The sequence below is a fragment of the Rhodococcus aetherivorans genome (assembly GCF_011058165.1).
GTDB lineage: Bacteria > Actinomycetota > Actinomycetes > Mycobacteriales > Mycobacteriaceae > Rhodococcus > Rhodococcus aetherivorans.
This window is the reverse complement of record NZ_JAALEG010000010.1, coordinates 42,558-65,170: the sequence shown is the minus strand read 5'-3', so window position 1 is coordinate 65,170 and position 22,613 is coordinate 42,558. Positions and strand designations below refer to the sequence as shown.

Sequence of the window (22,613 nt, the reverse complement as noted above, 5' to 3'; positions counted from 1 at the left end):
GCGGTCACCTCTGCGTAGCGCTCGCCGGGAAGCGGCGGGCGGATGGGTTCTGTCGTTTTCGGAATGCTCGAGGTCGAGGCCGGATTCCACCGGTCTCGTCAGTTCGCGGTCAAGCCGCCGTCCGCGGCAATCGCGGCTCCGGTCATGAACGAGGCGTCGTCGGAGAGCAGGAACGCGACCACCGACGCCATCTCGCCGGGGTCCGCGGACCGCGCCAGCGCCGTGTTCTCGACCACCCGGCTGCGCGTGGCCTCCGGCTCCGGGCCCTGCAGCGCGGCGGAATTCGCGCGCAGTCCGGTGCTCACCAGACCCGGGCACAGGCAGTTGGCCCGGATCCCCCGGGCGGCGTATCCCATGGCAACCGAGCGGGTCAACTGCAGGACGCCCCCCTTCGACGCGTCGTAGCCGGGGGTGTTCAGATTCGTGGACACCAGCGACGCGACCGATCCGACGGTGACGATCGACCCCCCGTCCGCGTCGAGCAGGTGCGGAATCGTCGCGCGCAGCGGCAGAAATGTGCCGGTGAGGTTCACCCGCAGGATGCGCTCCCAGTGGCCCAGGTCCATCTCGTGCAGCATCGCGGTCCCGGAAATGCCCGCGCACGTGACCACCCCGTCCAATCCACCGAACTCGGCGACGGCCGCTTCCACGGCCGCGGCGACGGAAGCCTCGTCGCCGACGTCGCACACCGACCCGATCACGGTGCCGCCGGCCGCGCGCACCGCATCGGCGACCTCCACGGCCGCGTCCTCACGGGCGTCGGTGACCGCGACGGCCGCGCCCTCGGCGGCGAGGCGGTGTGCGACGGCCGCGCCGATTCCGCTGCCGCCACCGGTGAGGAACACCCGCCGCCCGGCGAGCCGCTGCGTCAGGTCCGCGGACGTCGTTCCGCTGGTCTCGGTGATCGTCACAGCCGCACCCCCATGTCGACGGGGAGCGCGACCCCGGTGATGTACTGGGCCTCGTCGGAAGCCAGGAACAGCACCGCGTTGCTCAGGTGGGCCGCCGAAAGCCACCCGACGCCCATCGGATTGCGGTTCTTGGAGCGTTCCCACAGGTCGTCCGGCCCCGGGTTCTCCAGATCCGGGCCGAAGATGCGGAAGGTGGCCTCGTTCAGCAGCATCGGGGTTTCGACGGCGCTCGGGTTGACGGTGTTCACCCGGATGCCGTGCGGGCCGAGTTCCGCGGCGAGCGTGCGCATCAGGCCCATGACGCCGCTCTTGGAAGCGTTGTAGTGGGCGATGTTGGCGGAGCCGAGCATGGCCTGGATCGAGCTCGTGATGACGATCGAACCACCCCGGCCGGCCTCGATCATCGCCGGCACGACCGCCTTGACGGTATGGAAGGCGCCGGTGAGGTTGACGTCGAGCATGTCCTGCCACTCGGTGTCGCTGAGCTCCCACGTAGGACGGAAGCCGACGATGCCGGCGTTGGCGGCGACGATATCGATGTGGCCGAACTCCGCGAGGGCCTCGTCGACGACCGCGTCGAGCTGCTCCTGGCTGCGCACATCGGCGGTGCGTGCCAGTACGCGCCGCCCGGTCGCGGCGACCAGCGCCTCGGTCTCCTTCAGTTCCACCTCGGTCGGGAGTGGGTAAGGCACCGAGTCGATCTCGGTGCATGCGTCGAGGACGACGACATCCGCGCCCTCCTGAGCGAGCCGCAGCGCATGCGACCGGCCCTGTCCGCGGGCTGCGCCCGTGACGAGCGCAACCTTGCCTTCAACTCTTCCCATCGATCCGTCTCCTTCTCGGAATACCACTGGTTGTCGAGACCCGCTCGAGAGCGCTCGGTGAACGGAAGTCACTGCCGGCAGGGATCACTGGTTGAACAGCTGGCCGAACCGGACCTTCAGGGCCTCCAGCGCCTCGGGCGTCATCGCGCTCAGGTCCTGCGGCGCCACCGTGTCGATCGTCGTCACGGCCGACGAGACGTTCGGCAGCACGGCCGCGTTGCGGAACGAGAGCGCCTCCTGCCCGGCCGGGGTAACCATGTAGTTGGCCAGGAGCTGAGCAGCGTTGGGGTGCGGAGCTTTCGCCAGAATCGACGTGTACATCGGGGCCCCCCACACGAGCTTGTCGAACCCGCTGTCGACCGGTGCGCCGTTCTTTTTCTCCACCGTCTGGTCCTGGGCGAACACCGTCGCGGCGATCTCACCGGAGGCGAGGGCCTGCGCGACCGGCAGCGCGCCCGGGTAGATCCGCGGCTTCTGCGCGGCGAGCCTTTCGACGAAGCCCTCACCACCGACCTGCTCGAGGTAGCTGCCGTAGAAGTCGACGTGCGCGGTCGACGTCGGCAGCACGATACCGATCTTGCCGTCGGCAAGCGCCGGGTCGAGCAGGTCCTCATAGCTTTCCAGTCCCGCGGGGTACCGGTCGGTGTTCCAGCCGAAGGTCAGCACGGAGGCGCCGGTGACGAAGTCGCCGGACCCGCGCAGCAACGTGTCGGTGTCGTATTCGGAGGACGGGTCGGTGAAGGCCGGACCGATCGGCTCGGCGATCCCACCGGCGGCCGCGAGCTCGACGACCCAGGGTGAAGTGGCCTGGGTGACGATGTCGGCGACCTGGTTGCCGGTGTCCGCCTCCGCGCCGACCTTCTGGTGGATGTTCGCATCGACGTCGCGGACGACGTTCACGCGGATCCCGTAGTCCGCCTCGAAGCGGCGGCCGAGTTCGGCGAGGGCATCGGCCGCGTTCGAGGAGTAGATAGTTACCTCACCTTCCGCCTCGGCGGCCCCGACGATCTTCTGCCACGACTCGTCCCCGGCGGGTCCGGTCGCTCCGACGGCCTCGGAGGTGATGCGATCGTCACCGCCCCCGCCGCACGCGGCGAGCAGCGTGGACACGACGGCGACGGCGATCACGGCGGTGGGTCGGGTGAGAGAGAACCGGCGACGGACGGTGCGGTCAGCGTGCGAGCGCCGGGAGGGAATACGCATGTGGGACGACTCCTGTCGAACGGTCGGCACGGCCGACGTAAAGGGGATCACCGCGTTCCGGCGATCACGGGTTCGCGATCACGGGTTCGCCCGATCAGGCGGTCGACGTCCGACCACCGTCGACCGGGATGATCGCGCCGGTGGTGTAGGTGGACCCAGGGCCGGCCAGGTACAAGGCGGCACCGACGATCTCGTCCGGATTCCCTGCTCGCTGCAGCGGCAGGGCCTCGAAGATCTCGTTGGCGTAGTCCATGTCCCATGCCTTGCTGATGTCGGTGAGAAACGCACCGGCCATGACCGTGTTGACGCGCACCGTTGGCCCGTACGCCTGCGCGAAGCCCTTGGTGAGGGCGTTCAGTCCCGCCTTTGCCGCGGCGTACGGCAGGTCGTTCGGCGTCGGGCGTTCGGCCGCGATCGAGCTGATGTTGATGATCGAACCGCCTGCACCGGCGGCCATCCGCGGCGCGATCAGTGCGGTGAGGCGGAAGGTGCCTTTGAGGTTGACGTCGATGACCTTGTCGAACAAGGCTTCCGAAACCTGGTCAAGGCTCGGGTACAGCGGGGCCATACCCGCGTTGTTGACGAGGACGTCGATGCGGCCGAATTCCTCGTAGACACGTTCGACGAGCGGTTGGTGAGCGTCCCAGTCACCGACATGGAAGGCCAGCGGAAGGGCCCGGCGACCGGTGGTCTCGGCGACCTCCGCGGCCAGTTTCTCGCAGCTTTCGACCTTGCGGCTGACAATCACGGTGTCAGCACCGGCACGGGCGAACGCGAGGGTCATCTCCCGGCCGAGGCCGCGGCTCCCGCCCGTGACGAGGGCGACCTTTCCTTCCAACGGCAGCGCCTGGTCGGTCATCGTGTGACTCCTTCGGGTATGGGGCCGCACCGTGTACTTCGGGTGCTGTGCCGGATTTTCGGTAGGTTCGAGGCCGGTACCGCAGCAGCGGTGCCGATCGAGGTGTGCTTTCGGGTTCGGTTCGGTCAGCCGCCGGCGGTGTCCGCGGCAAGCGGGACCACGGCCTTCCCGGTGGCGGTACCGTCGAGCATGCCGAGGAATGCGTCCCACGCGCCCGCGACGCCACCGGTGAACTCGGTGTGCACCGAGCGAATCCGATCCGAGCGGACGAGACCGGCCATTTCCGACTCGAATTCGTCGCGGGCATCGAGGTGGTCGCCGAGCAGGAAACCCTCCATGCGCGCGCGCCGCCAGATCAGCTTGAGGAGATTGCTAGGGCCGGGTTGCGGCGCGGCCGCGTTGTAGATGCTGATCATTCCGCACAGCGCGATGCGGGCGTGATCGTTGATCACCCGGATTGCGGCCTCGAGATGTTCTCCGCCGACGTTGTCGAAGTACACGTCCACGCCCGTGACACCGAGTTCGGTCATCGCACGGCGCAGAAGGTCCTTGATCGGGCCGTCGTGGTAGTCGAACGCGGCGTCGGCTCCCAGGCTCCGCGTGAGCGCGACCTTCTCGGGCGACCCGGCACTCGCGATCACCGTGGCACCGCGCAGTTTCGCGAGCTGGACAACCGTCGAGCCGACCGCTCCGGCGGCGGACGACACGAACACGACATCGCCGGCCACGACGCGAGCGATCCGCTCGACGCCGACCCATGCCGTCATGCCGGGAGTCCCCAACAGTCCCAAATGCATGGCGGGCGGGAGGTCGTCGTGCCGCAGGACACGGCACTCGGATGCCGGGACCAGCGAATGCTCCCGCCAGCCGTGGTCGTGCAGGACGAGAGCACCGACGGGGACGGCGCTGTCGAAGGATTCGGTGACGCGCCCGACGGTCGGGGCGAGCATCGGCTCGCCGATCTCGTAGGGCTCCGCGTAGGTGGCCTCGCCGCCCATGCGCCCCCGCATGTACGGCTCGACCGACATCACCAGGTTCGCGACGCGGACCTCGCCGGCTCCGGGAGCGCCGATCGTCGTCGCCACGAGTTCGACGTCGGTGTCGCGTGGCCGGCCGCTCGGCCGGGCGCGCAGCACCCACGCCTGCTGAGTCGGATCTGCTGTGCCGGTGAGGTTCACGTCGGTCTCGTCCTCCATGTCGGATCGGGAACTGCGAAAGAGCTGATGAGCGCCCGGGGCGGTACCCGGAAGTGGCGGTCAGGCGACGGCGCAGATCCGGTCGACGAGGTCGCGCCGCACGAGCTTGCCGGTCGGCGTCCGCGGCAGCTCGTCGACGAACACGACGTCGTCCGGTGTGCGGGAGCCGCGCAGCCGCTCACGGCACCAGGCCCGGAACGACTGTGCATCGTCGTGAACCTCGCTGTTCGGCACGATCACCGCGCAGATCCGCTCGCCCCACTCGTCGTCCGGCACACCGATCACGGCCGCCTCACGGACCTGGCCGTGATGCACAAGGACGTCCTCGATCTCGGCCGGTGCGATGTTCTCACCGCCCCGAATGATGGTGTCGTCGGCGCGGCCGCCGATGTAGAGGAAGCCGTCCTCGATCCGGGCGCGGTCGCGGGTGGGGAACCAGCCGTGCGCGTCGAGCACCGAACCCTTGCCCATGTACTCGCCACTGACCTGTGCGCCGCGAACCCAGAGCAGCCCCGTCTCCCCCTCGGCGAGGACGGTCACGTCGTCCTCGTCCCGGACCTGGGCCTGCATCCCGGGAACGATGCGTCCCGCAGAAGCAAGCCGACCGCGGAGGGCAGGGTCGGCGAACGCTGCCCGATGGTCCTCGGGACCGAGCACGGCGATCGTCGAACTGGTCTCGGTGAGACCGTAGGCATTCACGAAGCCGGTGTCGGGGAAGGCCGTCAGGGCCTTTTCGAGCACCGGCTGTGGCATGCGGGCTCCGCCGTACGCGAGAGACGCGAGGGACGGTGTGTCGGCGGGTGCGCCGTCGAGATGTTCCACGATGCGCGCGAGCATCGTCGGCACGACCATCGCGCTCGATACCTCCTCCTCTCGGACGAGATCGAGCCACGCCTGGGGCGAGAAGTCGGGCAAATGCACCATCCGACGGCCGGCGTAGATGTTGCTGAGCACCGCCCCCAGACCCGCGATGTGATAGGGCGGGGTGCTGACGAGCGTCGCCTGTTCTTCTCCCGCAGAACCGAATTCGACGGTATTGAGCAGATACGACAGCAGATGTCGGTGACGGAGCAACACCCCTTTGGGTGCCGAGGTCGTTCCCGACGTGAACAGCACGATCGCCGTGTCGTCATCGGCCGAGCGATCCCCCGTCGCCCGCTCCGTCGTGCGTGCGAGCTCGAGGAACTGCGAGGGCGTGACGATCCGGTGCGAGAGCCCGGAGAGCTTGTCGACGTACACGTCGTCGGCGACGACGATCGGCTGGTCGAGCCGCTCGATCAGTTCGCGTAGCTGGTCGGCGCCGAGTCGGTAGTTCAGCGGCGCGAGCGGGATGCCGGCGCGTGCCGAGGCGAACATCAGGACCGGCAGAACGGGGCCGTTCACGCCCACGAAGACGACGTGACCCGCGCCGAGTTCCTCCAGGAGCGTGGCTCCTCTGGCCGCAAGTTCGTCGAGCCGGCCGTAGGTCGTCCCGTCGGACCGACGGCCCATTGCGAGCCGATCGGGTGTGGCCGACGACGCCATGTCCAGGACCATTGCGATGCCCATTTCACCACCTATCTGAGAACACGCTCACGATGCGACGACCTCATCTGCGCTTCCGGCCGACGCCCTCCTCGAAGGAACAGGGAAGTGCTTCACGTCACTTCTCCATCCCGATGTGAACCATAGCAACTATGGCAATATTTGTGAAGGTAATAGTAGTTCTGCGTCCCGGTGCTGCATAACCCCAGGAAGACGACCTGTCGAGGCGGCAAGAGGCACTCCTGACGCCGCGCAGCCCTCCGACCATGAGGTCGAAGGGCTGCGTCAAGCCTCGGGCTCAGACGTTTGTGGGCCTGACCAGTTTCGTGGTGTCCACCGGCGCCGCAACCCGCGGCAGCTTCACCAGCGCCAGCATCACTCCTGCCACGAGCAGGCACCCGATCGGGAAATACAGGCCGATGGTGACATCGTCGGCGGTGGCGTTCTTACCGATGACGGCGCGCCCTGCGGGATGAACAGCGAATGTATCGCTCACTCGATCAGACCGACAGCACGATACATTCGCTCACTCGGCCCCCAGCGTGCCCATGAGTGAGCCATCTCGCGCGAGAGGCGGGGACGTGTCTCCTGCCACGAGTGGGCCGAGTAGGACGCTTATCTGCTCACGGGCGTGCACAATTGAGTGGCCGGCCCGTTCCGACCGGCCACCCGCACTACCCGACTGCACGCACCATGGAAGGCCCGGAATGAGTTCGACGGAGATCAGCGCCGACCCCCACGCCGGCACACTGCGCAGCCCCCGCTTCTGGCTGGCGCCGGTCGTCGTGGTGACCGCCGTGATGGCGGCCCTGGCGGCCCTCTACATCGGCAGCATGATCAATCCGGCCGACAATCTGCACAAGTTCCCGGTCGCGATCGTGAACCAGGATGTCGGCGACGTGCTCCCCGGTTCGGATCAGCAGCGCAACCTCGGCGCCGAGATCACCGCCGCCATCGCCGACGGGGTCGATCCGGAGGAGATCGATCTGCAACAGGTCGGGATCTCCGCGGCGACCTCGGGACTCGATTCGGGCCGGCTCTACGGGGCGATCGTGATTCCGAGCGACTTCACCAAACGCACGTCGATTCTTGCGCAGGGCAGCGTGATCCCCGGCGACATCGAGAAGCCGATCATCACCGTCTACACCAACCCGCGCACCGGCACCTTCGGCAAGGGCATCGTCGAGTCGATCGCCGACCGCGCCCTGACCACCGTGAACACGACCGTCGGGGAGCAACTCACCACCACGGTCACCGGTACCCTCGCCACCAGTGCCCCGGATCTGCAGTTGTCCGGCGGAAGCCGCTTGGTGCTGGCGGATCCGATCGACATCCGCTTCGTCGAGCACAAGCCCCTGCCCGACGGCACCGGACTGGGCCTGTCCGCGTTCTACTACACGCTGCTGCTCATCCTCGCGGGCTTCACCGGCGCCACCATCGTCAACTCGCTCGTCGACAGCGCCCTCGGCTTCGTCCCCACCGAGTACGGGCCCTGGTACGTCGACCGGAAGACGGCGCACCTGTCGCGGTTCCGGGTCCTGCTCGTGAAGTGGGCGATCATGGTGATCCTGGCACTGATCGTCTCCGCGCTCTACCTCTGGATCGCCACCCTGCTCGGCATGCCCGTGACCCGCGCCCTGCTGCTGTGGGAGTACGGCGCCCTCGCGATCACCGCCGTGGGTGTCACCTCGATCTCGGTGATGGCCGTGTTCGGTTCCGCCGGACTGCTGGTGAACCTGTTGATCTTCATCATCCTGGGCCTGCCGTCGTCGGGAGGCACCGTGCCACTCGAGGCCATGCCGCCGTTGTACTCGTGGCTGTCGACGTTCGAACCGATGCACCAGGTGTACATCGCGACCCGGGCCATCCTGTACTTCGACGGCAGCGGGCCGGCGGGTCTGACCCGGGGCGCCCTGATGACACTCCTCGGACTCGGCATCGGCCTCGTGCTGGGTGGGGTGGTGACCCGGATCTACGACGTGCGCGGATTCCACCGCCGCAGCGACGCGGAGCCTGTGTCCGCCGCAGCGTAACGACGCGAAAGACAGGACCCCGCTGCTCCTCGAGGGCAGAGCAGCGGGGTCCCAGGTCTCGAACGTAGCGTTCCGATTCCGCCCGGCCCAGCCGCGACGGGGTGAAACGGGGGATGAAACGGGTCCTCGACGGCGACGCCGGGCGGGCACATCGGGTGCCTGCAGGACGGTATCGGAGTACGCTCATTAATGAGTCCACTCATTTTGGGAGGCGCAGGATGGTTACCTCATCGGGAACTCCGGGTCGTCGAGACCGGAACATGCGTGACAAGCAGTCCCGCATCTTCGCCGCCGCCGCATCGTTGTTCGCCGAGAAGGGCTTCGCGGGAGTCACGACACAGCAGATCTCCGAACGTGCGGACGTCGCGGCTGGAACGTTGTTCCGCTACGCGACGTCCAAGGGCGAACTGCTGATGATGGTCTACAACCAGCAGTTCCGGTCGGCCCTGAGCGCCGGCGACCGCGAGTCACGATCGCGGCGCGACCCGGTGGACGCGGTGCAGGCCGTCGTCCGACCTATTCTCGAGGCCGCCGACAGCCACGTCGAGAACACGGTGAACTACCAACGTGAGCTGCTGTTCGGCTCCGCAAGCGAGAAATACCGTTCCGAGGGACTCGATCTCGTCGCCCGCTTCGAGGAGACGATCGCGCGTCGGCTCGTCGAGGCCGCGCGGAACCGTGGGCTGGACGAGAGACGAGCGGAGGACCAGGCCCGGCACGCCGGCCGGAGCATCTTCGCGATCCTGCACCTGATACTTGCGCGCGCATTCACCGGTGCGCATCCCGACGACGACCCCGAGGCCGACCTGCACGCCCAGATCGACCAGATCGTCACGGGTTTTTTCGCGGCACTCGACGACGACCGCCCGGCCCGCAGCGGGCCGGAACCGGGCGCGTCCTCCCCACAACGAAAGAAGGAAGCATGACCAGCCGGATCAGCAAGGTGACCGTCCTCGGGACCGGGGTCCTCGGCGCACAGATCGCGTTCCAGTCCGCCTACAGCGGATTCGCCGTCACCGCCTACGACATCAGCGACGACGCCCTCGCCAACGCGCAGAAGCGCTTCGGCGAACTCGCCGAGACGTACCAGCGTGAGGTTCCCGGTGCCGGCGACGGGAAGGCGGAGGCGGCCGCGACCGGCATCCGCCTGTCCTCCGACCTCGCAGACGCCGTCCGGGACGCCGACCTCGTCGTCGAGGCCGTGCCCGAGGTCCTCGACATCAAGCGGGACACCTACACGAAGCTGGGCGAGGTCGCACCCGCGGACACGATCTTCGCCACCAACTCCTCCACACTCCTGCCGAGCGACATGAAGGACTTCACCGGCCGTCCCGACAAGTTCCTCGCGCTGCACTTCGCCAACCAGGTGTGGAAGTTCAACACGGCCGAGATCATGGGCACCGACGACACCGACCCCGCGGTGTTCGACCAGGTCGTCGACTTCGCCGCGGCCATCGGCATGGTCCCGGTCCCGATCCACAAGGAGAAGGCCGGCTACGTCCTGAACTCGCTGCTGGTGCCGTTCCTCAACGCCGCCGGTGAGCTCGCCGCGGGCGGCTACGCCGACCCCGAGGACGTCGACAGGGTGTGGCGGATCGCCACCGGCGCACCCATGGGTCCCTTCCAGATCTACGACGTCATCGGACTCACCACGCCTTACAACATCCTGTCCCACGGCGACGAGAAGGACCGGACCATCGCCGCATGGTTGAAGGAGAACTACATCGACGCCGGCAAGCTCGGTGCGGCGACCGGCGAAGGGTTCTACCGCTACCCCAACGACAAGTAGCGGCAGATACCGCGAAGGGGCGACGCCTCACGTCCTACAGCAGCCCCGCAAGCCCACAGGGGTGGACGAGAGGACAGCATGGTTCGTCGGGGCCGGGCTCGCCTCCCTATCCGAAACTGTTGCGTGAGAATCTGATCGCAAAGCTGGAGACGACGGAGATCGGCGACCTGCTCGAGGAGTCCGGCCTGCTTTCCGAGTAACCGTGCGGGTCCGGAGGCGACGGTGGACGGGACCGTCCGCCGGCGGTGTCGGCACGGCGGTGCAGACTGGACGGGTGCGCACCGTACTGGTTCCCGACACCGCCGGCGGGCAGCCGCCCGGCGGATGGACCGTTCCGGTCGGCGCCGACGGACGCCCGCTCGCCGCGGCCGAATACCACGACGACCTCGCGACGGCCGCGCGGACGCTCGAGGCGGCGGACCCGCCGCGGTGGATCTGGACCGGCACCGCGACCGTGTACCCCGCCCTGCTGCGCGCCGGGGTCCGGGTGCGCCGATGCCACGATCTGGCGTCCACACGCGCGATCCTGAACGTACGCGCCGGGATTCCCGCACCACCGGAGCAACAACCGGTCGACGAGCGCCCCGGGCTGTTCGACGTCGCCCCCACCGTCGACCCCGAGACCGTGCTCGCCGAGTTCGAGCGGCAGCGCACCGAACTCGCCGGCAATGCCCGGCTCGAACTGCTCGTCGCCGCCGAATCGGCGGGCACGCTGGCCGCCGCGGAGATGGGTTTCGACGGGTTGCCGTTCTCCGCCGACGCCCACCGCCGCGTGCTCGAGCGCACCCTCGGTCCGCGCCCCGCCGACGACGGGCTGCCGCCCCGGATCACCGAACTGAACGCACGGATCGGCGAGGTGTTCGGCCGTGCGCTGAATCCGGCCTCGCACACCGAAATTCTCGAGGCGTTCCGACGCGAAGGCATCGACCTGTCGTCCACCCGCAAATGGGTGCTGCGCGAACTCGACCATCCGGCGGTGCCGCTGCTCTTGCAGCACCGGGATCTGTCGAAGCTGCACAGCACCAACGGGTGGCAGTGGCTCGACACCTGGGTGCGCGGCGGGCGGTTCCATCCGGTCTATGTGCCCGGTGCCGTGGTGTCCGGGCGCTGGGCGAGCCGCGGCGGCGGGGCCCTGCAGATCCCGAAGGCGCTGCGGTCGAGCGTGATCGCCGAGCACGGGCACGTCTTCGTGATCGCAGACGCCGGCCAGCTCGAACCGCGCATTCTGGCCGCGATGTCCGGCGACCCGCGGATGACGGCGGCGGCGGGCGGCGACGACCTGTACGCACCGGTGGCTGCGGCCGCGTTCGGCGGTGACCGGGCGAAGGCGAAGGTGGCCGTGCTCGGCGTGCTCTACGGTGCGACGGCCGGCGAGTCACGTGCGCTGCTCACCCTGCTGCGCAGGAGCTTTCCCGAGGCGGTGGAGTTCGTGGAACGCGCCGCACGTGCCGGCGAGCGCGGTGAGGTGGTGCATTCGTGGCTCGGCCGCGCGTGCCCGCCGCCGGGTGCCGACTTCTTCGCGCACGGCGACGCGCGGGCGCGGGGGCGGTTCACCCGCAACTTCGTCGTTCAGGCGACGGCCGCTGAATGGGCGCTGTGCGTGCTGGCCGATCTGCGCCTGCGCCTGGCCGCCGACGACACCGGCGAACTCGTCTTCTTCCAGCACGACGAGATCGTGGTCCACACCCGCACCCCGGAGGCCGCGACGGCGCACCTGTCCGCCGCGGTGGAGTCGGCGACCCGGCTGTTGTTCGGTGACACGAAAGTTCTTTTCCCCATGCATGTCTCGATACGGGACCGTTACGGCGAGGACGAGCCGTAGGCGGCGTGCGTCCACAGGTGGAACGCGGCGTAGGCCCGCCACGGACTCCACTGCCGGGCCCGGGCCGTCGCCTCGCGGGCAGAACCCACGCCGAGGGCCCTGCGCAGCACCAGATCTCCGGCGGGATACGCGTCACGGTCCCCGAGGACGCGGACGGCGAGGTAGTCCACGCTCCACGGCCCGATGCCGGGCAGTGCCGCCAGATCGGTGCGGAACCGCACCGGTTCGGCCGGATCGAGCCCGTCGGCCGCGGCGCGAGCGAGCGCCAGCACGGTCCGCACCCGTGCCCGGGTGAGCCCCACCGCCCCCTGCATCTCGTCGGCATCCGCGGCGGCGAGCCGCTCCGGGGCCGGAAAGCAGCGCATAGCACCGGATCCCGGATCGCCGTAGCGGGCGACGAGCCGGCCGGCGAACGTGGCGGCGGCGGCGACGCTGACCTGCTGGCCCAGCACGGTCTGCACGGCGGTGTCGAACCAGTCCGTCGTCCCGAGCACGCGCAGTCCCGGCCGGGCAGCCACCATCCGGGCGAGCTGCGGATCGGCGCCGAGCGCCGCGTCGATCACGGCAGGCTCGGCGTCGAGGTCCAGCCACCGCCGGACCAACTGCTCGACCTCGGGCAGGTCGCGGCGGTCCGCGTCGATCCGGATGGGCACGTGCTCGGCGGCCGGCCGGGGCCGGATCGCGACCACCGCCGGGCCGTGCCGGCCCCGCACCGACCGCACGTGCGTGCCGGTGGCCGCGTCGTGTCGTTCGAGACCGGCGACGGTGTGGCTGCGCAGGGCCGCCAGCATCGGGGCGGTGGCCAGCGGCGGCGTCACCGCCAACCGCAGGGCGACGCTCACGCCGCGGCCTCGAGCCGCAACAGGGCGCGCTTGGCGTCCACGCCGCCCACGTACCTGCCGAGGTCTCCGTCGCTGCGCACCACCCGGTGGCACGGCAGGACGACGGGCAACGGATTCCGCGCGCACGCCGTACCCACCGCCCGGACGGCACGCGGGCTGCCGGCCACGGCCGCCACCTCGGCGTAGCTGGCGGTACGGCCGTAGCCGATGCCCGGCAGGTGCGTGATGACCTCGCGGCGGAAGCCCCGGGCCAGGCGCAGGTCGAGCGGCAGGTCGAACGCGGTGCGGGCGCCGCGGAAGTACTCGTCGAGCTGGCGGGCGGCGTCGTCGAGCCGGGCGGGCGCGGCGAGGATGCGCGGGCTGATGTCGGCGGCGAGCCGGGCGAGGACCGCCTCGTGATCCTCGGCGGCGTAGGCGACACGCACGAGGCCGGCGGGGGTGGCGGCGAGCAGCAGCGGTCCCACGGGGGTGTCGACGATCCGGTAGGCGACGTCGAGCAGGTCGGCGGCCTCGGCGTCGAGGATCAGCCGCGCGTGCAGGCGCGTCAGGCCGGCAGCATCGACAGGCGACGATTCGAGCGTCATGACGGTTCCTCCGTCGGGTAGCGGCGGCGCAGCGCGGCCCGGCCGTCGGCGGCGGCGCGGCGCGCGGCGTCGGTGGAGTTGCCGAGGATCGCGGCTATCTCGGCATAGGGCAGGCCGACGACGTGGTGGTAGACGACGGCGGCGCGCTGAGTGAACGGCAGCGCGGCCACCGCCGACCACAGGTCGTCGTCGGGCTCGGGCATCCCGGAGGCGAGGGGGCGTTCCGGCAGGGCGGCGACGGGCACCGGGGTCCGCGCCCGGGCACGGTGGACGTCGACGGCCTTGCGGTGCGCGATCGTGACGAGCCACGCCTCGACGTTGCTGCCCGGACGCAGCGCCGGGTAGGCGCGCAGCGCGGCGAGGAACGTCTCGGACCACGCGTCGTCGGCGTCGACCGGACCGAGCAGCGCGCGGCACACCCGCAGGACGGTGGCGCCGTGCTCGGCGACGACCCGCTCGAACGGCGGCAGCGGGTCAGGGGACGGCATGGGTCACCTGCGCCTCCCGGTCGAGCAGGTAGCGCTTGCGGGCGAGACCCCCGGCATATCCGGTGAGGCTGCCGTCGCGGCCGATCACGCGGTGACACGGCACGACGATGCTGACGGGGTTGCGGCCGTTCGCGGCGGCTACCGCCCGCACGGCCGTGGGGTGCCCGACGGCGGCGGCCAGGTCCGTGTAGGTGCACACCGTGCCGTATGCGACGGTCCGCAGCGCCTGCCAGACGCGGAGCTGGAAGGCGGTGCCGTGCAGTGCCAGGGCCACGGTGAACTCGGTGCGCTGCCCGGCGAAGTACTCGGCGAGCTGCTCGGTGACCTCCTCGAAACCGGTCGCCGCGACGTCTCCGAAGGTGCGCGGGCCGGGCCGGTGCCGGTGTTCGGCGAGGTACAGGCCACTGAGTGCTCCGTCCGTCCGCACCAGGGTCAGCGGTCCGATCGGTGAGTCGACGACCGTGTGGGTTCGCGTCGCGTTCACGGGGTTGATCCTTCCATCCGGCGTATACGAGGTAGACGCATCGGCGGAGAGAATTGTGAGAAACCAGCGATCGGAGATGCAGTTCACTCGGGCGGGGATGGAATATCGGGGACGGGGGCGGTGTTGAAGAGTTCGGATCGGCACGCTCCGTGTCCCCCGGGCTCAGTTGTTTTGCCTTTGCAGAGTTCCGTCCGGCTGGAGCTGCATTGCGCCTGTCGCCGTGAGGCGACCGGACGTGCCGGTCCTTTTTCTTTCTTCCCGTCTCGCGGGCGTGGCCCCGTCCCGGGGCCGGGCGAACCCGCGGTCGCGGCGTCGAGCCTCCCGGTCGACGCCGATATAGTCGTCATCACTCGTCGCGTGGCTTATCGATTCGGGACAGGAAGCGGCAGTTGAAGCCTCTCGCACGCTATGCCTCACTGAACAACTACGTCGAGCTCGCCCACTCGCTGGGCTTGAATCCCGCCTCTCTCGCCAGGAGCGCGGGCCTGGACCCGGCCAGCCTGAGCCTGCAGGACCGCTGGGTGCCGGCGGCGGCGATCGCCGAGTTGCTCGAACGCTCCGCCGCCGAGTCCGGCCGGGACGACTTCGGCCTCGCCCTCGCCGAGCGCCGGCGATTCTCCAACCTCGGCCCGCTGAGCCTGGTCATCCGGGAGGAACCGGACGTCCGCAGCGCCCTGAAGGTCCTCATGCGCCACGAGCACATGTACAACGAAGCCCTGCGCATCCGCCTGAACGAGCACGGCGGTGTCGCAACCCTCCGACTCACCCTCGACCTGGGGCAGCCGGGGACCTTCCGCCAGTCTGTCGAACTCGCCGTCGGAGTTCTGCACCGGTTGCTGCAAGGCTTTCTCGGGCCGGCCTGGCAGCCCGTCACCGTGTCGTTCTCCCATCCGGCTCCGCGCAGCATGCGCACTCACCTCCGACTCTTCGGACCCGTCGTCGAATTCGAGCAGGACTTCGACGGAATCACCCTCTATGCCAAAGATCTCGACGCCCCCAATACGATGTCCGATCCGCTGTTGCGGCCCTACACCCAACAACTCCTGGACTCGATGCACGCCACACGCGAGGCGACGACTCTCAATCGTGTCCGCGAACTGATCGAACTCCTGCTTCCCACCGGTCGTTGCTCGATCGAGCAGGTCGCTCGCAGCCTGGGGGTGGACCGCAGGACGGTGCACCGCAGACTCGCCGAGGAAGGCCACACCTTCTCGTCGCTCCTGGATTCGGTCCGCGCCGAACTGGCCGGGCACATGGTCGGCAACCGGCGCTACTCCCTGACCGAAGTCTCCGACCTGCTCGGATTCTCCTCGCCCAGCAGCTTCTCGCGCTGGTTCCGGAAGCGCTTCGGGTGCACCCCCAGCCGGTGGCGCGCCGGAGAATCGTCGTCGGATCAGCACCGGGTGCGCCATATCGAATCGATATGACGTGATGCGGAAACACGGTCTATCCGCCCGACCCGGGAGCCGTCAGGCTGGGCACCATGGCCGTATCCCCCACCACGCCCGCACCGCCGGTCTCGGTTCGCCTGCGCACGCCCGTCCCCGGACTCGTTCTCTGCGGCGCGGGTGCCGCGGCTGCGCTCGCTGCGTCGGCACTCGTCGACGGCCTCAGCCCCCTGCTGATCGCGATTCTCGCCGGTGCACTGCTGGCCAACACCACGAGGTTGCCGACCGTCACCGAACCGGGCATCACCATGGCTTCCCGGCGGTTGCTCCGCGTCGGAGTCGCGCTCCTGGGACTTCAGCTCCTGGTCACCGACGTCCTGGACCTCGGCTGGGGCGTGCTCGGCATCGTCGTCGCCGTCGTGTCCTGCGGCATCGCCGGAACCATGGCACTGGGCCGGATCCTCGGTCTCGGCTGGACGCAGCGACTGCTCATCGCGTGCGGATTCTCGATCTGTGGAGCGGCCGCCGTCGCAGCCGCGGACGGGGTCGTCGAGGCCCGGAAGCAGGAGGTGGTCACCGCCGTCGCACTGGTGGTCGTCTTCGGCACTGCGATGATCCCCGGCCTCCCGCTCGCGGCGTCCGCGCTCGGGCTCGACCACACTCGGGCAGGCGTGTGGGCCGGCGCCGCGATCCACGAGGTGGCGCAGGTCGTGGCCGCCGGCGGGGCCATCGACGCCCACGGTGCCGGCGCGGCCGGAGCGACCGCTCTCACGGTGGCGGTGACGGTGAAACTCGCCCGGGTCGCGCTGCTCGCGCCCGTGATCGCCTGGATCGGCGTGGCCTCGCGCCGCGTCACCGCCACGCAGGCCGACACGCGGCGCCCACCGCTGGTGCCGCTCTTCCTCCTCGGCTTCCTCGGCTGCGTGGCCCTGCGCGCCACCGGTCTGCTCCCTGATCAGGTCCTCGGGTCGGCTCGACTTGCGCAGACCGCGCTGCTCACCGCCGCCATGTTCGCGCTCGGGACCGGCGTACGCATCGACGTCCTCCGAGGCGTGGGCTGGCGGCCCTTCGCCCTCGCCGCCGCATCCACGGCATGGGTCTCGGCCCTCGCACTTACGGGAATCCTGCTGTTCGGATGAGCGACCCCGTCCGGTGACCGGCACCGAGCAGGGTCGCAGGAACGAGGGCAGGGGGCACCCCGCCGCTCCGCGAAATCGGCACAGCTCCTCGAAATCGGCACAGCGCCGACCGTCCTGGCGCGAAACGCGGCCAATCGGGCGGGGTGGGGAGGAGAATCCCACCCATGCACGCCATCGACGGAACACGCGAGCGCGACGTCCGGCGATACCCCCTCGATTCATCCGCATCGTCCGCACCCCCGGTGCAGGACTCGAGAACTCGACGTCGGACCGGAAAGGCCCCGGGCCGGTCCCGGGTTTGATCGCATCGGATTCCTGGTGGCAGGAGATACAGCTGTGGGATCGAAATCCGCATCTTCGAAATCGAAGAAGAAGGGCACGGCGCACAGGGACGCGAAGCACGGGCCGCAGCCTCGTGCCGATACCGGCGAATTGCACGCGCCGACTGTCGAGTTCACCCCACCGATGAAGAACAAAGAGTACCGGCATCTGCTCAGACCGCTCCACGCCGAACTCGTCGCGGTGCAGGAATGGGTGAAGGCGTCGGGCGCGAAGATCTGCGTCGTGTTCGAGGGGCGCGACACCGCCGGGAAGGGTGGGGTCATCAAGGCGATCACCGAGCGGGTGAGCCCGCGGGTGTTCCGCGTGGTCGCGTTGCCCGCACCGACCGAGCGGGAGAAGACGCAGATGTATGTGCAGCGGTATCTGCCGCATCTGCCCGCCGGTGGAGAGGTCGTGATCTTCGACCGCAGCTGGTACAACCGCGCCGGCGTCGAACGGGTGATGGGCTTTTGCACCGAGGAGGACTCGCGCCACTTTCTCCAGCTCGTTCCGGCGGTCGAACGCGCAATCGTGGAGTCGGGTGTAATCCTGCTGAAGTACTGGCTCGAGGTGAGCGAGGAGCAACAGACCGCACGTTTGCAGAGCCGGATCGACGATCCGCGCAAGATCTGGAAGCTGTCGGACCTCGATCTGCAGTCGTACAGCCGGTGGTACGACTACTCACGGGCGCGGGACGAGATGTTCCGGTTCACCGACACCGGCTGGGCACCGTGGTATGTCGCCGACAACGACGACAAGAAGCGCGGACGGCTCAACATCATCAGCCATCTGCTGAGCAAGATCCCCTATGAGCCCCTGGAAGGTCACGACATCACCCTCCCGGCGCGGCAGAAGCCCGACGGTTACCGGGTGACGACACAACCGCTGCACTGGATACCCACTCCCTACTGACATCCGCGCCGGGAAGGACCTGTCAGCCATGGCCTCGACAGAACGCACGCCGAAACGGTCGGACATCCCCGCTACGGGGCAAACGCACACGACGTGGCACGCCCAGAGGGCCGACGTCGTGGTGTCCGCACTGGCCACCGACACGCAGACCGGACTGACGAGCGACGAGGCGGGCGAGCGTCGACGACGCTACGGGTCCAACAGCATCGTCTCCGAACCCGCACCGTCGGCACGGGCGCTCGCGCTGCTCCAGCTGAAGGACCTGATGAACCTGATGCTGGTCGCGGTGGCGGTCGTCAGTGTCGTCATCGGGGAGATCCCCACGGCGATCGTCGTTGCCGTACTCGTCGGACTCAACGTGGTCCTGGGCACCCGGCAGGAGTTGAAGGCCCGCGCCAGCGTCGACGCACTGGCGAAGATGCAGACCCCGCAGGCGCGGGTGACCCGTGACGGGACACTGGTTCAGCTCGCCGCCACCGACCTGGTGCCGGGCGATGTCGTGCAGCTCGAGGCGGGCGACATCGTCCCCGCGGACGGCCGACTGCTCACCTCGGCCACCCTCGAGACGCAGGAGGCGGCACTGACGGGCGAAAGCGCCCCCGTCCCGAAGGATCCCCAGACCCTCGGCGCCGCCGACGTCCCCCTCGGCGATCGCAGCAACATGGTCTTCCAGAACACCTCGGTCACGCGCGGCACCGCCACCATGGTGGTCACCGAAACCGGTATGCACACCCAGATGGGCCGCATCGCCTCGATGCTCTCGGCCGTCACGCCGAGCAAGTCGCCGCTGCAACGCGAACTGAATTCGCTCACCAAGGTGCTCGGCATCATCGCGTGGACCGCGGTCGCCCTCATCGTCGTCCTCGGAGTGATCCGCGGACAGAGCGTGACCACGGTCCTGCTGCTGGGCATCTCCATGGGGGTCTCCGCGATCCCGACCGGCCTGCCGACGTTCGTCCAGGCCATGCTCGCCTACGGCGCCCGCCAGCTGGCCGAGGCGAAGGCCGTCGTGAAGAACCTCACCGACGTCGAGACCCTCGGCGCCACCAGCGCGATCAACTCCGACAAGACCGGCACGCTGACCATGAACCAGATGACCGTGCGGTCACTGTACTTCCACTGCCGGTGGTACACCGTCGACGGTGAGGGATACAGCAAGTCGGGGCGCGTCACCCACGTCGCGGGCGAGGCGGCCCCCGACTTCACCCTGCTCGCCTACGGGCTGTGCCTCGACAGCGACGCCACCGTCTCCGACTCCGGACAGGTGGTCGGCGATCCCACCGAGGCCGCCCTGGTGGTGCTCGCAGCGAAGGTCGGCGTCGACGCTCCCCAGACCCGGCGGACGTATCCCCGCGTCGCCGCCGTGCCGTTCGACTCCGCGTACAAGTTCATGGCGACGTTCCACCACCTACCGGTCGACGGCACCACCCGATTCGTGGAACTGGTCAAGGGCGGACCCGACGTCGTTCTCGCGCGGTGCACGAACGCCTTCCGTCCCGGCCGGCAGGCGGTACCGATCGGCGACGTCCGGCAGGAACTGATCGCGGCGAACCAGGCCATGTCCGAGAAGGGCCTGCGCGTCCTGGCGTTCGCAGCACGCGTGCTCGACGGGCAGGAGCAGGCCGTGCAAGCCGACCCCATGTCGTTCGTCGAGGACCTCACGTTCGTCGGCATGGTCGGCATCATCGACCCACTCCGGCCGGAGGCAATCGATGCCGTGCGCACCGCCCACGAGGCCGGCATCGAAGTCCGAATGATCACCGGAGACCACGCGATCACCGCATCCGCCATCGCCGCCGAACTCGGCCTCGGACCGGGCGCGATCGGTGGCACCGAACTGCAGGCCATGACCGACGAGGAACTGTCGGCTGCCCTGCCCGACCTGCACGTGTTCGGCCGCGTCACCCCGCAGGACAAACTCCGCCTCGCCGACGTCATGCAGAAGACCGGCGCGGTCGTGGCGATGACCGGCGACGCCGTCAACGACGCCGCCGCGCTGAAGAAGGCCGACATCGGTGTCGCCATGGGATCGGGCAGCGAAGTCACCAAACAGGCCGGCAAGATGGTCCTCACCGACGACAACTTCGGGACCCTGATCAGCGCGATCCGCCTTGGCCGCAACATCTACGACAAGATCGTCTCCTACATCCGTTACCAGATGTCGAAACTGTTCTCACTGGTTCTGCTGTTCCTCGTCGCGAGCATCTTCGACATCAACGACGGCGTCGCACTCACCCCGCTGATGGTGCTGTTCCAGCACTTCTTCATCACTCTGTTCCCGGTCGCCGTCATCATGCTCGACCCGCCGGCGCCCGACCTGATGAACAAAGCGCCCCGCGACCCGAAGCTGCCCATCGCCAACCGGAGGGCGTTCACGCAGTGGCTGGCCTACGGCATCCTGCAGTTCGCCGTCACCCTCGCCGCGATGCTCCTCGCCCCGGGCGAGATGAGCACCACCGAAGCGAACGTCCCCATGACGACGGCATTCGTGGTGCTGTCGTTCGGATCCGTTCTCGCCGGACTCGTCATGCGCCGCGATCCGGAATCCGGCCTGGAGGCCCCGATACTCGGGGCGCTGAAGATCCTGTCGATTCCCGTCGTGGTTACCGTATTCGCCGTCGAAATCGGCTTCCTCCAAGAACTTCTGATGACCACGTCGCTGACCGGAGGCCAGTGGCTCGCCTGCCTCGGCTGGGCGCTGATCGTCCCGATCGTCGTCGAAGCGGAGAAGGCGCTGCGCCGCCGCCGCCGATCGGGACCGCCGGCACTGCTTCCGCCCGAGGCCGCAGTCGGCCCGCAACGAGCCGGTACGCACTGACGTCGACTCCGGCGGGCACGAGCCGGTTCGGTAGTCGACACCGGTGGGGTTGTCGGCCTGCTGCGCCGTCCCCTGGAACCGGCCCGGGACGCGCTGATTCCTCACCGGATTCGCGGCCCACGTCGACCTGATCCGATCGACGAGTCCGGATGTGGTGATCCGCCCGGACCGGGAGCCTTCCCCAGTGCACAGGGCATGTCCCCAAATGAACAGAATTACGTCCCTCAGGGATAAGCATTCGGGCAGACACTCCACTACTGTTAGGTCCATCACACAGAGCCGGTTGGGGAGAGGGAACGTCGGCCACGGCCGCGACATCGCCCACCTCCTCCCGCCGGAACACCGACCGCCGTCGGGTACGGCAACGTGCCCTCGACAGACCGGATCCCGTACAGCGGGAAGCAATTACATCCCGAGGAAACATCAAGACGCCGAAGCCTGCCCCGTGGAACGGGCCGGCAGGCGCGACAAGGAGAAGACTGTGGCAAAAGCCGTCCGCTTCTACGAAACCGGTGGCCCCGAGGTCATGCGGTGGGAAGCCGTCGAGGTCGGAGACCCCGGCCCGGGCGAGGTCCGGATCCGGCACGAGGCCGTGGGTCTCAACTTCGCCGACACGTACTTCCGCACCGGCCTGTACCCCGCCCCCCTGCCGGCCGGCATGGGTGTCGAAGCCGCCGGCGTGGTCGAGGCCGTCGGACCGGACGTGGCGCACGTGCGGGAAGGCGATCGGGTGACCTACACCGGCAGCCCGCTCGGCGCCTACAGCACCGAGCGCGTGATGCCCGCCGAACACCTGATCCCCCTGCCCGATGCCATCGGGTTCGACACCGCCGCGGCGATGACCATGCGCGGCTTGACCACCGCCTACCTGCTGCGCCGCATCCACCCGCTGAAGGCCGGGGACACCGTACTGCTGCACGCCGCGGCGGGAGGCGTGGGCCTGATCTTCACCCAGTGGGCGAAGTTGTTGGGAATCAACGTGATCGGGACGGTCTCGAGCGAGGAGAAGGCCGAGACAGCGCGCGCCCACGGGTGCGATCACGTCGTGATCTACACGCAGGAGGACGTCGCGCAGCGAGTGCGGGAACTGACGGACGGCGCCGGCGTTCCCGTGGTGTACGACAGCATCGGCAAGACGACGTACCCGACCTCCCTCGATTCGCTGGCGCGCCGCGGTCTGCTGGTCTGCTTCGGTACCGCCTCCGGGCCCATCCCCCCGATCGACGCAATGCAGCTCGCGGTCAAGGGATCGTTGTTCGTGACCCGTCCGGCGCTCGCGGACTACATCGCCGACCCGGCCGAGCGCGCCGAACTCGCCGGAGAGCTGTTCTCCCACGTCGCCACCGGGAAGATCGCGATCGAGATCAACCAGCGGTATGCACTCGAAGACGCGGTCCGCGCCCACCACGATCTCGAAGCCGGTCGCAGCATCGGCTCGTCGGTCTTCACCCTCTGACCCCGGCCGGGCGGGATGTT

General features: G+C 68.9%; 20 protein-coding genes. 9 read left to right on the top strand and 11 right to left on the bottom strand.

Going from position 1 to position 22,613, the window contains the following annotated elements; all coding sequences use genetic code 11:
• Positions 1–98: 98 nt before the first annotated feature.
• The 7 genes from G6039_RS06570 to G6039_RS06540 all read right to left on the bottom strand — a co-directional run bounded on the left by G6039_RS06570 (position 99) and on the right by G6039_RS06540 (position 7,013).
• Positions 99–911, bottom strand: coding sequence for an SDR family NAD(P)-dependent oxidoreductase (locus G6039_RS06570; RefSeq protein ID WP_050036000.1), 813 nt, complete (start codon positions 909–911; stop codon positions 99–101).
• Entirely contained in the window at positions 908–1,735 is an 828-nt protein-coding gene (locus G6039_RS06565) for a mycofactocin-coupled SDR family oxidoreductase (protein ID WP_043798012.1), read from the bottom strand. Before G6039_RS06565 ends, G6039_RS06570 begins: the two co-directional genes overlap by 4 nt.
• Positions 1,736–1,819: 84 nt before the next feature.
• Complete coding sequence (locus G6039_RS06560; RefSeq protein ID WP_051446008.1) at positions 1,820–2,938, bottom strand: extracellular solute-binding protein; 1,119 nt, start codon at positions 2,936–2,938, stop codon at positions 1,820–1,822.
• 94 nt (positions 2,939–3,032) lie between these two features.
• Positions 3,033–3,797, bottom strand: a complete 765-nt coding sequence (locus tag G6039_RS06555; protein WP_029546425.1) for an SDR family NAD(P)-dependent oxidoreductase — start codon at positions 3,795–3,797, stop codon at positions 3,033–3,035.
• Between the two features lie 125 nt (positions 3,798–3,922).
• Complete coding sequence (locus G6039_RS06550) at positions 3,923–4,993, bottom strand: NADP-dependent oxidoreductase (protein ID WP_051446009.1); 1,071 nt, start codon at positions 4,991–4,993, stop codon at positions 3,923–3,925.
• A 60-nt stretch (positions 4,994–5,053) separates the two neighbouring features.
• Positions 5,054–6,541, bottom strand: a complete 1,488-nt coding sequence (locus G6039_RS06545; protein WP_043798014.1) for a class I adenylate-forming enzyme family protein — start codon at positions 6,539–6,541, stop codon at positions 5,054–5,056.
• Positions 6,542–6,815: 274 nt separating this feature from the next.
• Complete coding sequence (locus G6039_RS06540) at positions 6,816–7,013, bottom strand: hypothetical protein (protein ID WP_043798017.1); 198 nt, start codon at positions 7,011–7,013, stop codon at positions 6,816–6,818.
• A 211-nt stretch (positions 7,014–7,224) separates the two neighbouring features.
• Between G6039_RS06540 and G6039_RS06535 the strand changes: the two genes are divergently transcribed.
• From G6039_RS06535 to G6039_RS06520, 4 genes are all read left to right on the top strand, one after another.
• On the top strand, positions 7,225–8,550 hold the full coding sequence (locus tag G6039_RS06535) for a YhgE/Pip domain-containing protein (RefSeq protein ID WP_029546428.1): 1,326 nt from the start codon (positions 7,225–7,227) through the stop codon (positions 8,548–8,550).
• 260 nt (positions 8,551–8,810) lie between these two features.
• Positions 8,811–9,476, top strand: coding sequence for a TetR/AcrR family transcriptional regulator (locus tag G6039_RS06530; RefSeq protein ID WP_006939889.1), 666 nt, complete (start codon positions 8,811–8,813; stop codon positions 9,474–9,476).
• Entirely contained in the window at positions 9,473–10,339 is an 867-nt protein-coding gene (locus tag G6039_RS06525; protein WP_006939890.1) for a 3-hydroxyacyl-CoA dehydrogenase, read from the top strand. Before G6039_RS06530 ends, G6039_RS06525 begins: the two co-directional genes overlap by 4 nt.
• 274 nt (positions 10,340–10,613) lie before the next feature.
• Entirely contained in the window at positions 10,614–12,161 is a 1,548-nt protein-coding gene (locus G6039_RS06520; RefSeq protein WP_029546430.1) for a bifunctional 3'-5' exonuclease/DNA polymerase, read from the top strand.
• Here the strand turns inward: G6039_RS06520 and G6039_RS06515 are convergent.
• The 4 genes from G6039_RS06515 to G6039_RS06500 are packed head-to-tail and all read right to left on the bottom strand — an operon-like array spanning position 12,140 to position 14,559.
• The gene (locus G6039_RS06515; protein WP_029546431.1) at positions 12,140–13,003 is read right to left on the bottom strand and encodes a DNA-3-methyladenine glycosylase family protein; all 864 of its coding nucleotides are present in this window, start codon (positions 13,001–13,003) and stop codon (positions 12,140–12,142) included. The genes G6039_RS06520 and G6039_RS06515 overlap by 22 nt on opposite strands.
• A complete protein-coding gene (locus G6039_RS06510; RefSeq protein ID WP_043798021.1) occupies positions 13,000–13,587 on the bottom strand; it encodes a methylated-DNA--[protein]-cysteine S-methyltransferase in 588 nt (195 codons plus the stop codon). Before G6039_RS06510 ends, G6039_RS06515 begins: the two co-directional genes overlap by 4 nt.
• Positions 13,584–14,075: an RNA polymerase sigma factor gene (locus tag G6039_RS06505; RefSeq protein ID WP_006939896.1), complete on the bottom strand. Its 492-nt coding sequence runs from the start codon at positions 14,073–14,075 to the stop codon at positions 13,584–13,586. The genes G6039_RS06510 and G6039_RS06505 overlap by 4 nt, the downstream gene beginning before the upstream one ends.
• Entirely contained in the window at positions 14,062–14,559 is a 498-nt protein-coding gene (locus G6039_RS06500) for a methylated-DNA--[protein]-cysteine S-methyltransferase (protein WP_006939898.1), read from the bottom strand. Before G6039_RS06500 ends, G6039_RS06505 begins: the two co-directional genes overlap by 14 nt.
• 389 nt (positions 14,560–14,948) lie before the next feature.
• On the opposite strand from G6039_RS06500, the gene G6039_RS06495 reads away from it, so the two are divergent.
• The 5 genes from G6039_RS06495 to G6039_RS06475 all read left to right on the top strand — a co-directional run bounded on the left by G6039_RS06495 (position 14,949) and on the right by G6039_RS06475 (position 22,593).
• On the top strand, positions 14,949–15,986 hold the full coding sequence (locus G6039_RS06495) for an AraC family transcriptional regulator (protein WP_043798026.1): 1,038 nt from the start codon (positions 14,949–14,951) through the stop codon (positions 15,984–15,986).
• 56 nt (positions 15,987–16,042) lie between these two features.
• Positions 16,043–17,086, top strand: a complete 1,044-nt coding sequence (locus tag G6039_RS06490) for a YeiH family protein (protein ID WP_006939902.1) — start codon at positions 16,043–16,045, stop codon at positions 17,084–17,086.
• 432 nt (positions 17,087–17,518) lie between these two features.
• Positions 17,519–18,319: a polyphosphate kinase 2 gene (ppk2, locus tag G6039_RS06485; RefSeq protein ID WP_235194020.1), complete on the top strand. Its 801-nt coding sequence runs from the start codon at positions 17,519–17,521 to the stop codon at positions 18,317–18,319.
• Positions 18,320–18,347: 28 nt separating this feature from the next.
• Positions 18,348–21,137 carry a cation-translocating P-type ATPase gene (locus G6039_RS06480; protein ID WP_029546437.1) on the top strand — a complete coding sequence of 930 codons (2,790 nt, stop codon included), beginning with the start codon at positions 18,348–18,350 and terminating at the stop codon, positions 21,135–21,137.
• A 481-nt stretch (positions 21,138–21,618) separates the two neighbouring features.
• Complete coding sequence (locus tag G6039_RS06475; protein ID WP_029546438.1) at positions 21,619–22,593, top strand: quinone oxidoreductase family protein; 975 nt, start codon at positions 21,619–21,621, stop codon at positions 22,591–22,593.
• The last annotated feature ends 20 nt before the right edge of the window (positions 22,594–22,613 follow it).

Bases quoted from the DNA above. Each gene is read 5' to 3' on its own strand.
- G6039_RS06565 (WP_043798012.1), bottom strand. From the start codon at position 1,735: ATGGGAAGAGTTGAAGGCAAGGTTGCGCTCGTCACGGGCGCAGCCCGC.
- G6039_RS06560 (WP_051446008.1), bottom strand. From the start codon at position 2,938: ATGCGTATTCCCTCCCGGCGCTCGCACGCTGACCGCACCGTCCGTCGC.
- G6039_RS06555 (WP_029546425.1), bottom strand. From the start codon at position 3,797: ATGACCGACCAGGCGCTGCCGTTGGAAGGAAAGGTCGCCCTCGTCACG.
- G6039_RS06550 (WP_051446009.1), bottom strand. From the start codon at position 4,993: ATGGAGGACGAGACCGACGTGAACCTCACCGGCACAGCAGATCCGACT.
- G6039_RS06545 (WP_043798014.1), bottom strand. From the start codon at position 6,541: ATGGGCATCGCAATGGTCCTGGACATGGCGTCGTCGGCCACACCCGAT.
- G6039_RS06535 (WP_029546428.1), top strand. From the start codon at position 7,225: ATGAGTTCGACGGAGATCAGCGCCGACCCCCACGCCGGCACACTGCGC.
- G6039_RS06530 (WP_006939889.1), top strand. From the start codon at position 8,811: ATGCGTGACAAGCAGTCCCGCATCTTCGCCGCCGCCGCATCGTTGTTC.
- G6039_RS06525 (WP_006939890.1), top strand. From the start codon at position 9,473: ATGACCAGCCGGATCAGCAAGGTGACCGTCCTCGGGACCGGGGTCCTC.
- G6039_RS06510 (WP_043798021.1), bottom strand. From the start codon at position 13,587: ATGACGCTCGAATCGTCGCCTGTCGATGCTGCCGGCCTGACGCGCCTG.
- G6039_RS06505 (WP_006939896.1), bottom strand. From the start codon at position 14,075: ATGCCGTCCCCTGACCCGCTGCCGCCGTTCGAGCGGGTCGTCGCCGAG.
- G6039_RS06490 (WP_006939902.1), top strand. From the start codon at position 16,043: ATGGCCGTATCCCCCACCACGCCCGCACCGCCGGTCTCGGTTCGCCTG.
- G6039_RS06480 (WP_029546437.1), top strand. From the start codon at position 18,348: ATGGCCTCGACAGAACGCACGCCGAAACGGTCGGACATCCCCGCTACG.